At 71.3% G+C, this 10,188-nt stretch carries 13 protein-coding genes and 4 pseudogenes; 7 read left to right on the top strand and 10 right to left on the bottom strand.

Features of this window, described 5'->3' with window-relative positions; translation table 11 throughout:
• Nucleotides 1-500 (bottom strand): transketolase family protein (locus tag E1283_RS24000; protein WP_481906701.1); only part of this gene is annotated, 500 nt, incomplete at its 3' end.
• Between the two features lie 252 nt (nucleotides 501-752).
• Between E1283_RS24000 and E1283_RS23995 the strand changes: the two genes are divergently transcribed.
• The 3 genes from E1283_RS23995 to E1283_RS23985 all read left to right on the top strand — a co-directional run bounded on the left by E1283_RS23995 (nucleotide 753) and on the right by E1283_RS23985 (nucleotide 3,195).
• On the top strand, nucleotides 753-1,508 hold the full coding sequence (locus tag E1283_RS23995; RefSeq protein WP_243745058.1) for an isopentenyl transferase family protein: 756 nt from the start codon (nucleotides 753-755) through the stop codon (nucleotides 1,506-1,508).
• Complete coding sequence (locus E1283_RS23990) at nucleotides 1,505-2,077, top strand: LOG family protein (protein WP_207930507.1); 573 nt, start codon at nucleotides 1,505-1,507, stop codon at nucleotides 2,075-2,077. The genes E1283_RS23995 and E1283_RS23990 overlap by 4 nt, the downstream gene beginning before the upstream one ends.
• 146 nt (nucleotides 2,078-2,223) lie before the next feature.
• The gene (locus E1283_RS23985) at nucleotides 2,224-3,195 is read left to right on the top strand and encodes a helix-turn-helix domain-containing protein (RefSeq protein WP_132820204.1); all 972 of its coding nucleotides are present in this window, start codon (nucleotides 2,224-2,226) and stop codon (nucleotides 3,193-3,195) included.
• Here E1283_RS23985 and cpt read toward each other — a convergent pair.
• The 3 genes and pseudogenes from cpt to E1283_RS23970 all read right to left on the bottom strand — a co-directional run.
• Complete coding sequence (gene cpt / locus E1283_RS23980; protein ID WP_207930506.1) at nucleotides 3,185-3,727, bottom strand: chloramphenicol phosphotransferase CPT; 543 nt, start codon at nucleotides 3,725-3,727, stop codon at nucleotides 3,185-3,187. The two genes, E1283_RS23985 and cpt, sit on opposite strands and share 11 nt — an antisense overlap.
• 27 nt (nucleotides 3,728-3,754) lie before the next feature.
• The gene (locus tag E1283_RS23975; RefSeq protein WP_132820203.1) at nucleotides 3,755-4,624 is read right to left on the bottom strand and encodes an alpha/beta fold hydrolase; all 870 of its coding nucleotides are present in this window, start codon (nucleotides 4,622-4,624) and stop codon (nucleotides 3,755-3,757) included.
• A 40-nt stretch (nucleotides 4,625-4,664) separates the two neighbouring features.
• A pseudogene (locus E1283_RS23970) lies at nucleotides 4,665-4,889 on the bottom strand (SAM-dependent methyltransferase); the annotation flags it as partial.
• Nucleotides 4,890-4,992: 103 nt separating this feature from the next.
• Between E1283_RS23970 and E1283_RS23965 the strand changes: the two are divergent.
• Nucleotides 4,993-5,568, top strand: a pseudogene (locus E1283_RS23965) (PP2C family protein-serine/threonine phosphatase); the annotation flags it as partial.
• 254 nt (nucleotides 5,569-5,822) lie between these two features.
• Here E1283_RS23965 and E1283_RS23960 read toward each other — a convergent pair.
• Nucleotides 5,823-6,413 (bottom strand): TetR/AcrR family transcriptional regulator, encoded by a 591-nt coding sequence (locus tag E1283_RS23960; RefSeq protein WP_165956227.1) that lies wholly within the window; start codon nucleotides 6,411-6,413, stop codon nucleotides 5,823-5,825.
• 51 nt (nucleotides 6,414-6,464) lie between these two features.
• Between E1283_RS23960 and E1283_RS23955 the strand changes: the two genes are divergently transcribed.
• Nucleotides 6,465-7,016, top strand: a complete 552-nt coding sequence (locus E1283_RS23955) for a GNAT family N-acetyltransferase (RefSeq protein WP_132820200.1) — start codon at nucleotides 6,465-6,467, stop codon at nucleotides 7,014-7,016.
• A gap of 504 nt (nucleotides 7,017-7,520) precedes the next feature.
• Here the strand turns inward: E1283_RS23955 and E1283_RS23940 are convergent.
• Complete coding sequence (locus tag E1283_RS23940) at nucleotides 7,521-7,718, bottom strand: DUF397 domain-containing protein (RefSeq protein ID WP_132820199.1); 198 nt, start codon at nucleotides 7,716-7,718, stop codon at nucleotides 7,521-7,523.
• Nucleotides 7,715-8,587: a helix-turn-helix domain-containing protein gene (locus E1283_RS23935; RefSeq protein WP_132820198.1), complete on the bottom strand. Its 873-nt coding sequence runs from the start codon at nucleotides 8,585-8,587 to the stop codon at nucleotides 7,715-7,717. Before E1283_RS23935 ends, E1283_RS23940 begins: the two co-directional genes overlap by 4 nt.
• Before the next feature lie 200 nt (nucleotides 8,588-8,787).
• Between E1283_RS23935 and E1283_RS37455 the strand changes: the two genes are divergently transcribed.
• Nucleotides 8,788-8,937, top strand: coding sequence for a hypothetical protein (locus E1283_RS37455; protein WP_165956226.1), 150 nt, complete (start codon nucleotides 8,788-8,790; stop codon nucleotides 8,935-8,937).
• Complete coding sequence (locus tag E1283_RS23930; RefSeq protein WP_132820197.1) at nucleotides 8,934-9,236, top strand: hypothetical protein; 303 nt, start codon at nucleotides 8,934-8,936, stop codon at nucleotides 9,234-9,236. Before E1283_RS37455 ends, E1283_RS23930 begins: the two co-directional genes overlap by 4 nt.
• A 72-nt stretch (nucleotides 9,237-9,308) precedes the next feature.
• Here E1283_RS23930 and E1283_RS23925 read toward each other — a convergent pair.
• From E1283_RS23925 to E1283_RS23915, 3 genes and pseudogenes are all read right to left on the bottom strand, one after another.
• Nucleotides 9,309-9,488: pseudogene (locus tag E1283_RS23925) on the bottom strand (winged helix-turn-helix transcriptional regulator); the annotation flags it as partial.
• An 8-nt stretch (nucleotides 9,489-9,496) separates the two neighbouring features.
• Nucleotides 9,497-9,685 (bottom strand): annotated as a pseudogene (locus E1283_RS38945) (hypothetical protein); the annotation flags it as partial.
• A 20-nt stretch (nucleotides 9,686-9,705) separates the two neighbouring features.
• Nucleotides 9,706-10,188 (bottom strand): class I SAM-dependent methyltransferase (locus tag E1283_RS23915; protein ID WP_132820196.1); only part of this gene is annotated, 483 nt, incomplete at its 5' end.

Raw genomic sequence — 10,188 nt, 5'->3', positions numbered from 1 at the left:
GGGCTGGTGGGCGCGGAGAGCCCGAGGTAGACGGGCCCGTCGCCGCGCAGCGCGGCGGCGAGCAGCCCGGCGGCCTCCGCCGGGTGGCCGGGCAGCTGGACCGTCCAGCCGGGGAGGGCGTCGAGCAGCGCCAGGTCCCCCGGCGCGCTCGGCCCGACGACGACGGCGGCCGAGCCCCGGCGGCCGAGCAGCGCCAACTCCTGGTGGGGCCGCCGGTCGAGGAACGGGGTGGTGGCGTGGACGACGGGGCGCAGCCCGGTCAGCGCCATGCCGTGGGCGACGCCGATCGCCAACCGGCGGTGGGCGCTGACCTCGATGACCCGGGTGGGGTGGCGGGCGGCGGCCTCGGCGAAGTCCGGCGCGGGCCCCGGGTCGGTCAGGACCACGGCGGTTCTGCGGTCGGCGTCGAGGGCGCTGGTCGCGACCTCGGCGCAGGCGCGGAACATGTCCGGCGCGAACCGCGGTTCGCGCACGGTGGGTTGGTCGACGGTGGTGGTCATCGGCTGCCCTCCTCCGCATGGGCGCCGGCTGGTTGCCGGCAACCGGGGACGGTACTCGTGGGTCAGGACCGGTGACGGCGAACGGCGTCCGCTGGCGTTCGTTCACGAGAAACCGTGCGCGGAATGGCAAGAAGCGGCCGGCGCTCTCTGGCACGATCTGAACGTTCCCGAACAAGCCTGAACGTCTCCACACACAGGCCGATCGGCCGACCCCGGTCCCGGGCCCCGATCGCCACACGGGAGGAGCCGACTGTGCGCCACATCGCCGCCGAAGTCCCGCTGACCGTACGTCTCATCGTCGGACCCACCGGAGTCGGCAAGAGCGCGGCCGCCTCCGACGTCGCCCGCCGCACCGGGGCGCCCGTGGTGGTCGCCGACCGGATCCAGTGCTTCACCGACCTGGCGACGACGAGCGCCCGCGCCGGCGCCGACGAGCCCGACGTCACCCGCGCCTGGCTCGGCGACCGCACCGTCGCCGACGGCGACTACCCGGCGCCCGAGGCCGCCGCCGCGCTGGTGCGCGCCGTGCGGCGGGTGGCGCGCCCCGGCCGGCCGGTGGTCGTGGAGGGCGGCTCGATCTCGCTGCTCGCTTACCTGGTCGACCACCACCTGCCGGTCCTGCCCTGGCGGTTCACGGTCACCTCGCTGACCAGGCCGGCGCCGTCCCGCTACCTGGCGGCGCTCACGGCGCGCGCCCACGCGATGCTGCGCCCCGAGCCGCCGCTGGCCGGCCTCCTCGACGAGCTGGCCGCGCTCTGGCGGGTGCCGGGCCATCGCTGGTTCGCCGCCTCCGTCAACGGCTTCGAGGCGGCGCTCGAATGGTGCGCCAAGTACGGCCTCGACCCGACGGAGCCCACGCTCGTCGGGCTGCCACCGAGGCTCGTCGACGAACTCGCGCTGCTGATCGCCGAGCGGCACGCCGAGCACGGGGCCGACCAGGAGCGGGCGTTCGCCGCGCTGTTCGCGCCTGCCGCCCGCGCGGGCGTCCGCCTGGGAGACGCCGCTTGACCGACGAGTCCACGGCGCCGATCCGTGCCGTCACCGTCTTCTGCGGCGCCTCGCCCGGCCGTGGCGAGGCGTACGCCAGGGCCGCCGACGAGCTCGGCGCCGCCCTCGCCGAGGCCGGCCTCCACCTGGTCTACGGCGGCGCGTCCGTGGGCCTGATGGGCGGCCTCGCGGACGCCGCGCTGCGCGCCGGCGGCACCGTCACCGGGGTCATCCCGCGCGCCATGCTGCCCTACGAGATCGCCCACCCCGGGCTGACCGACCTCCACGTGGTCCCCGACATGCACGCCCGCAAGGCGCTGATGGGCGAGCTCGGCGACGCGTTCGTCACCCTGCCCGGCGGCTTCGGCACGGCCGAGGAGTTCTTCGAGGCCCTGACCTGGTCCCAACTCCGCCTGCACGCCAAGCCCTGCGTGCTGCTGGACGTCGCCGGCTACTACCGCCCGCTGCTGGCCTTCCTCGACCACGCCGTCACCGAGGGCTTCGTCGCCAGGCGCGACGCCGACCGGATCGTCGTCACCGACGACCCGGCGGGGGTCGTGGCGGCCCTGGGCGCCACCCGGCGCCCCTGAACGCGGTCCGCCCGTACCGGGGCGAATTCTTTGCTCTTCTTTCAAAAGGACTTGGTCCTTCTCGCTGGATGATGAACTCGTTTGACCGGATATCACGGCCAATTCGGCGAGGTGCGCGGGGGAATTCTGCGCCTTGAGGAGGAAACGTGGGTCACGTGGGGATTTCGGCGACGAGCGGCGATCTGCTCACCTTCGCGCAGAACGACGACCTGGACCAGTGGCACGCGATTATACGGAACTCTTACGGCGCGATGCGTTTTCGGCCCACCGGTGAGGATCGGGGCCGGTTCGTCCTCCGCTGCGTGGACGGCAGCGCGTTATCCGACGTGCTGGCCGTGCCAGGCGACATCGAACGCGACCGGAGCCATCTGGACGGGGACGAGCGCGGCACGTGGAAGCTGCAGTACGTCGTCCAGGGCTCGATCGCGATCGAGCAGGGGCACCGGCTGGTCCTGCTGCGGCCCGGCGAGATGGGCGTCTACGACATGGACCGCGCGTACCGCATGCACGTCCCGAGCCGCACCCGCCTCGCCATCGTCAGCCTCCCCAAGGCCACGCTCGCGCTGCCGCCGGTGGCCGACCACCTGCTCACACCACGCCGGATCGACCCCGCGCCCGGCGTCACGAGCGCCCTGGCCGCGCTGCTGCGGTCCTCGGTGGCCGACCTCCAGGTGTTCGGCGAGGACTCGCTGCGCAGCGTCAACTGGGCGATCAGAGGGCTGCTTTCCGCCGTGATACGGGAAAGTCTCGGCGAATCCTCGGACCTCGCGGCCGACCGCCGCGGGGAGGACACGGCGGCGGCCGTACGGCAGTTCATCCTGAGCAACATGGCGAATCCCTCCCTCGATCCCGCGCTGATCGCTCGTACCTTTCACATATCCGTCCGGCAACTCCACCGCATATTCGAGGCGGAGGACGGAACCGTGAGCCAGGAGATTCGCGCCCAGCGAATCCAACGCTGCGCCGAGGACCTGCGGAACCCGGGCCACCGCCACGAGAAGGTCAGCGACATCGCGGCCCGTTGGGGAATCCCCGACGCCTCCAAGTTCTCGCGCCAATTCCGTTCCACGTACGGCGTCTCACCTCGGGACTACCGCGCCGGCCTGATCACGGACTGACCCGCTCGGCGATCGCCCGTGCGCACGCCAACGCCTCGGTGCGCGTGGTGTCCACCTCCAGGTCGTAGACCACGCCCCGGTGCACCAACTCGGCCTGCGACGCGGCCATTCCGGCGATCCGGTCGCCCCGCGCCAGCTCGCGCCCCGCGGCCACCTCGGCGTCGCAGCGGACGCCGACCCACAGCACGTCGAGCCCGACGAGCGCCGACCGCCACCGCTCCTGCGACGCCGCCCCGCCGAGGAACACCTCGTCCACCACGACCCGTGCCCCCGCCCCGACCATGGCCGCGACGCCGGCGATCCAGGCCGCCTCCACGGCCCGGAACGCCGCCCCGACGGCCACCCCGCCGTCGGCCGCGAACGCGATCCCGCCCTCCGCGTCCGCGGCTCGCATCGCCGCTGGCATGGCCTCCACCAGCGTGTCCACCCCGAGCACCAGCCACGGCTCGGGCAGGACGGCCTGGAGACACCGCGCGATCCCGGACTTACCCGAGCTGGACCCCCCGTTGAGCACGATCACCTGAGTCGACATCCCGCCACCCTAGGACGCCCACGCCGCTCACTCCGCGCCGTCGAGCACCTCACGCAGCCGCCTGGCGAACGCCTCCGGCTGCCCGGCCTGGCCGAACTCGCCGCCGAGGAAGCCGCCGTGATGGCTCGGGAACACCGTCGCCCGCCCGCCCAACAGCTCGGCCATGGCCTCCGCGGTGCGGCCGGTGAGGACCCCCTCCGACTCCTCGCCCACCGCGATCACGATCCGCGTCGGCGCGGCGGCCAGCGCCTCCACGTCGGGCCGGTGGTCGGTGACCGCCCGGGACCGGTCGGAGAGCAGCGGATCGTCACGCGACCCGTCGTCGTCGGCCGGCATCCCGAACGCGGCCGGGTCCGGCGCGCCCTGGGCGAAGTAGGCGTCGGTGAACTCCCCCCGCCACGACGTCATCCCGATGAAGGCCGCCATACCGGCGCCCCACCCCCGCTCGTCGTACGCGGCACGGACGCCGGCCATGGCACGCTCGGCCGCCGCGGCGTCGGGGAGCGTCGGAATCAGCGGCGGCTCGTGCGCCACCAGGGTGAGCACGTCCTCGGGGTACGCCGCGACGAGCGCGAGCGCCGTCACCGCGCCGCCGCTGCTGGCGAACAACTCGACCGGCCCCGCGCCGAGCTCCCGGAGCAGGGCGTGCACGTCGGCGGCCTGCGTCTCCGGCACCTGGTCGACCCGGCCGTCCCGGCGGGTGCTCTCCCCGAGACCGCGCGGGTCGTAGGTGACCACGGTCCGCTCGGGGAAGAGCGCCGCCAGGGTGTGGAAGCCGCTGGAGTCCATGGGCTGGCCGATCATGACGAGCGGCGGCCGCCCGTCAGCGGTCGGCAGCGGGCCGTGCACGTGGTAGGCGAGATCGGCGTCGGGGGTTCTGAGTACCTGTGTGGTCATGGTCGGGCAGACCCGCGCCGGCCGGAGAACTCATCGGTGATCACCCGGTTGTCACGTCGCCGAGGCGCATCAGCAGATGCCCCCGGCGGAACCGTTCCCCCTCGCACGGCTCGCGCAGCATCCGCCCGACCTCCACGAACCCGGCCGCGCCGGCCAGTTCGGCCATCGCGTCGATCGGCCACCGGTACGCCGGGCGCGCCTTGTGGTCGAACTCGCTCACCGGATCGTCCTCCGACTCGAAGAAGCCGAGCAGCAGATGCCCGCCGTCGTGCGGAACCGGCACGGGGAGACCATTCCGCGAGCCCATCAGCGGCCCGCCGGCGCCGCCAGGACGGCGGCCGGGCCGCACCGCGTCGTCGACGGTGTGGGAGGCCGCGGCCGGCATGGCTCAACTCCGCAACATGCTGCGCGCCTACGCCTGGTCCCAGCAGAAGCCGCCGAGCAAGATCGTGGAGTGGCTGGACGAGGCGGCCCAGTACATCGCCGAGATCCCCATGGCCACGTTGATCTTCGCCCGGGTGGAACTGCCGGATGACGGCGGGTACCTGCTGACCTGGACCAACGCCGGCCACCCGCCGCCGCTGCTGATCGACCGGGGCGGCGAGGCGCGCTTCCTCGACTCGGCCCACGGCATCCTGCTGAGCGCCGCGCCGGACCAGCCCCGCCCCGACGCGACGGCCGAACTGCCGCCCGGATCGACGCTGTTGCTCTACACGGACGGCCTGATCGAGTCTCCAGGCAGCTCCCTCGACGAGGGCCTGCGCCGCCTACGACGGGAAGCCGCGTCCCTGGTCCACCGCCCGCTCGACCCCTTCACCGACGCGGTCCTCGACCGCGCCCGCGCACCCGGCAGCGAGGACGACGTCGCCCTCCTCACGATCCGCGTCCCTGACCACGAGGGCCTGGCGGCCGGCCCTACCCGGCGCGCCGCAACCGGTCGATAATCCCTGCTGGTGGTCCGTACGAGTTCGAGAGTCCTGGTCGATGCCGACCACTGGCAGTTCGTTGTCCAGGATGCGCGGGCCTATGAGTCATGGATCGCCAACCACGGGATGGACCCGGACCTGCCGGCGGGCGGTCGGACTCACGAAGCGTTGTTCGTGCTGTTGGGCGCGCCGGTCTCGGATACGGCGACGGCGCCGGTGATCCGTGTGGGCCCCGAGGAGACCGCTGGCCCGCGCCGGGTGATCGTCGTTGATCAGTGCGAGGCGGTCAGGGCGGCCAGGTAGTCGTCCAGGAGCTCGACTTGCCGCCGGGGCGGGAACACCGCCGGGTCGAACAGTGCCTGGACCACCAGGCCGAGGACGAAGGCCTGAGCCCCGGCCGCGATGTGGGCGGGGTCGCCGGAAGGCAGTTCGCCGAGCTCCTGGGCTGCGGCCACCCGCTCAGTCAGCCGGTTCCGGCTTTGCGCGTACTTGCGGGCGTAGTCGGTACTCAGGGCGGGGTCGGAGAGTGCGGTGTCCCAGGAGGAGACCCAGATGCGGTTGCTGTCGGTGGCCTCGGGGGTCAGCGGCAGGATGTCCAGCAACGCGTCCCTGAGGGCGGCCAGACCTTCGCCCGCTTGGCGGCGGGGGCGGGAGACGGTGCGCTGTTCGAGCAGGCCGAGGGCGTACTCCACCAGGGCCTGCTTGGTGGGGAAGTAGTGCGTGAGCAGGCCGGTGGTCGCGCCGAGTTCGGCGGCGACGGCGCGCAGGGTCAGGCCGGCGAAGCCCCGGGTGGCCATGACCTGCCAGACCGCTGCGGAGACGTCGCGTCGACGGGCCTCGTGGTCTCCCTTGGTGCGTGGCATGCTGCCACGGTACATTGCCGCAACGCTTGTTATGTAAATGAGGAGGGTTGCATGTTCTCGTTGTCGCTGCGCGACGGTGCTCGCCTCGGTCCGCTGGAGGTCTGGCATGCCGAGGAGTTCGCCGACCATCTGGACCGGGCCCGCGAGCACATTCGCCCCTGGGTCGGGCCCACGTTCGTCACCGACGACGTGGACGGGGCGCGGGCCACGCTGAAGCGGTACGCCGAACGCCAGGCCGGCGACGGTGCCCGCCTGTACGGCATCTGGCGGGACGGACTGCTGGTCGGCGGCGTGATGTTCACCGCTTTCGATGCCGCTGCCGGCTCGTGTGAGATCGGTTGCTGGCTGGAGCCGTCCGCCGAGGGCCACGGCCTGGTCACGCAGGCGTGCAGCGCGTTGCTGGACTGGGCGTTCACGTCCCGGGGGCTGCATCGGACCGAATGGCACTGCCGGGTCGACAACGACCGCAGCTCAGCGGTGGCCAAGCGACTGGGCATGACGCTGGAGGGGGTGCGCCGCGAGGCATGGCCGTACCGGGGCGTGCGCTACGACAAGCAGATCTGGGCGGTCCTTGCTCCCGAATGGCGAGCCCTGGACCGGTGACCGGCGACGGCCTCGTCCGGCAAGCACACGGTCGATTCGACAACCCTGCGAATCAGGAGCCATTGCGCACGAGAGAGTGCGACGAGTGCGTGCCGCCCTGCGGGAGCACGGTATTACCGACGACGTGGTCGAACCCCCGGCACCGGCACCCACTGCCGCCGCAACAGCCGCCCAGCTCGGCTGCGCGGTGGGGGCGATCGCCAACAGCCTGATCTTCTCCGTCGACGATGAGCCGACCCAACCGGGTAGGGCCCCCGGGGATTCGGATGACGGGCGTCCGTACCAGAGCCACTTCGCCCGGTCGGTGAGGAAGTAGTCCGGGAGTTCGGCTCCCGCCTCGGCACTGGCCAGGGCGAGGTCGTCGTCCAGCAGGGCGGTCATGGCCGTGCTCGTGAGCTCGACGAATCCCACTGACCGGCCGGCGGGTTCAGCTGTCACAGCGCGGATGCTCGCGGAAGGCCCTGGAGCGTGTCCAGCGGTCCGGCCCGACGCGACGACCGGGCCCTACTCGGCGCGCCGCAACTGGTCGATGAACGAGGCCCAGGCGGCCTTCGGAACGGTGAACGGGGCGATCCCGTCGGTGTCCTTCGAATCCCGGACACCGACCCGGGCGGTCAGATCGGCGACTTCGACACAGGTGCCGCCGTTGCCGTCGCTGTAGGACGACTTGGACCAGGCGGCTTCGGACAGGTCTGGGGTCATGAGGCGATCTTTCGTGTGAGGTCTTCCAGGAATCGCGGCGTCTCGTCCGGTGCGAGCGCCGCAGCGCGCAGGTTGTCGATCCGTCGGGCATGGGTCCAGATTTCATGGTCGCGCTCGACCACCGACACTGTGCCTGATGGGCCGTCGACCACGACTGCGGGTGGAAGCGACGGTTCGAAGTCCAGCATCGAGAAGCTGTTCGTGGGCCGGTTCGCGGTGGACGCCAACGGCAAGATCTGGACGGTCACGTTGTCGAACTGGGTGAGGCGTGCGACCTCTTCGTACTGCTCCACCATCACTTCGACGCTGCCTTGCCTGCGCTGGAGCGCGGCCTCATCGAGGACACACCACAGCTCGATGGGGTTGGTCTCCCGCAGTATCGCGTCCTTGCGCTCCATGCGGAGCCGGACGTTGCGCTCGACGAACTCCGTGGTGTGTTCGTCCACCGGTTTCGCCGCCTCGAACAGCGCTCGCGCGTACCTCTCTGTCTGGAGTAGCCCGAGCACCACGTTCGGCTGCCAGGCACGAATGCCGCGGGCTTCGGACTCCAGGCCGATGTACGTCGCCATGCCGGATGGCATGAAGCTGCGGTAGGGCGTCCACCAGCCACGACCCAGCGACTGGCGGTGCGTGTCGAGCAGGAACTCGACGTCCTCCTCGTTCGTGACGCCGTACAGCTCGAGCAGCGCCTCGAGGTCCGAGATCTTCGGCAGTCCCGCCAACCCGCGTTCGACCTTGGACAGTTTGGTCTCGGAGATGCCGACCCGCTGTGCCGCCTCAAGGACGATCAGCCCTGAGTTCTCCCTGAGCCTGCGCAGCTCTCCTCCCAACTGCCGTCGTGGGATGGTCGGCCCTCGTCGTGCGGCCATCTGCTCACCTCTCAGTGTGCCCTGTGCGCCGGTTCGTTGACCGTGTCCCGGCTCTGCTCCTTCGTACCTTGCTCGCGTGGGAACCTGTCAACTCAGGTGCATATGCCACTTTGTTGAAATGTTGAAAGGAACTTGCCTCTGAAGCTTCGCCGGCAGGATCGTGATGACGCATCGGACATCCCCGTATCCAGGGAGTGAGTATGAGCGACGTCGCGGATCAGCCCGCCGAGGCCGACGCCGAACCCGAGGAGGAGCCGCAACGGCCGACGCTCAGTGAGCGGTTGGCGGAGGTGAATCGCCGCTCGGAGTTGGACCGGCAGATCAAGAGGCTGGGGGAGGGCTGGTGGTGACGGCACGCGTGTTCCGCTGTGAGTGCACGGCGTTCGGCCTGGAGTGCGACCGGGTCATCGACCTCGGCGGGCAGGAGCCGGGGACCGCCTGGGCGGCGTTGCTGTGGGTGAGCTGGCGGGCCGGGCACATCGCGGACCAGCTGGACCCGCCGGCCGCGCGTCCGGTCCGGGCGTGGTTGGCCGACGACAGGGAGGCCGGCCGTGCGCTCGCACAACTGAACGCCGGGGAGTCCTACCTTCTGATCATTGCCGACGGCGCCACGCGCTACGTCCTGTCGGCCACGCCGGTGCCGTCATGAGCCGCACTCGATCTCCGTGGCCAAGGCGTCGTGGCAGCGATCCCGACGCGACGCCCATCCTGGCCGCTCGACTCACGGGAGAGTCTCAAGGTGCTCCATGTGTTCCTCGCCCCACTGCCCGAGTGGGGCGAGGACGGTGTTGAGCGAGTGTCCGAGATCGGTCAGTGAGTACTCCACCTTCGGCGGGACCTGGTGATGGACTTCCCGGTGAACCAGGCCGCTGGCCTCGAGCTCTCGCAGTTGCAGGATCAGCCCCTTCCATCAGGGAAGAACGACGCCAGGGTGTGGAAGCCGCTGGAGTCCATGGGCTGGCCGATCATGACGAGCGGCGGCCGCCCGTCGCCGGTCGGCAGCGGGCCGTGGACGTGGTGGACGAGATCGGCATCGAGGGTCCTGAGTACGTGTGTGTGGTCATGCCCGGGTAGACCAGCCCTCGGTGGCGAACTCATCGGTGATCGTCCGGCTGTCGTCACCGGTCGTCACGCATCAGCAGGTGCCCCCGGCGGAACCGTTCCCCCTCGCCCGGCTCGCGCAGCATCCGCCCGACCTCGACGAACCCGGCCGCGCCGGCCAGTTCGGCCATCGCGTCGATCGGCCACCGGTACGCCGGGTGCGCCTTGTGGTCGAACTCGCTCACCGGATCGCCCTCCGACTCGAAGAAGCCGAGCAGCAGATGACCGCCGGGCGCGATGACGCGCCGGAACTCCGCGAAGTAAGCGGGGAGTTCGGCCGGCGGGGTGTGGATCAGTGAGTACCAGGACAGGATGCCGCCGAGCGAGCCGTCCGCGAGGTCGAGGGCGTGCATGGAACCGACCTCGAACCGCAGCCGCGGGTAGTTCTCCCGGGCCAGGTCGATCATCGCCGGCGACAGGTCGACGCCGAACGCGTCGAGCCCCAACTCCCGTAGGTGCGCGGTCATCTGCCCCGGCCCGCACCCCAACTCGGCCACGGG

This window comes from Streptomyces hainanensis (genome assembly GCF_004348415.1).
GTDB lineage: Bacteria > Actinomycetota > Actinomycetes > Streptomycetales > Streptomycetaceae > Streptomyces > Streptomyces hainanensis.
Note: the sequence above shows the minus strand (reverse complement) of the source record. Positions and strands in the feature narration are given on the sequence as shown.

Excerpts from the sequence above, each read along its gene's own strand:
- E1283_RS23940 (WP_132820199.1), bottom strand. The coding sequence starts at position 7,718 with ATGACCCCAGACCTGTCCGAAGCCGCCTGGTCCAAGTCGTCCTACAGC.
- E1283_RS23975 (WP_132820203.1), bottom strand. The coding sequence starts at position 4,624 with ATGACCACACAGGTACTCAGAACCCCCGACGCCGATCTCGCCTACCAC.
- E1283_RS23935 (WP_132820198.1), bottom strand. The coding sequence starts at position 8,587 with ATGGCCGCACGACGAGGGCCGACCATCCCACGACGGCAGTTGGGAGGA.
- E1283_RS37455 (WP_165956226.1), top strand. The coding sequence starts at position 8,788 with ATGAGCGACGTCGCGGATCAGCCCGCCGAGGCCGACGCCGAACCCGAG.
- cpt (WP_207930506.1), bottom strand. The coding sequence starts at position 3,727 with ATGTCGACTCAGGTGATCGTGCTCAACGGGGGGTCCAGCTCGGGTAAG.
- E1283_RS23955 (WP_132820200.1), top strand. The coding sequence starts at position 6,465 with ATGTTCTCGTTGTCGCTGCGCGACGGTGCTCGCCTCGGTCCGCTGGAG.
- E1283_RS23960 (WP_165956227.1), bottom strand. The coding sequence starts at position 6,413 with ATGCCACGCACCAAGGGAGACCACGAGGCCCGTCGACGCGACGTCTCC.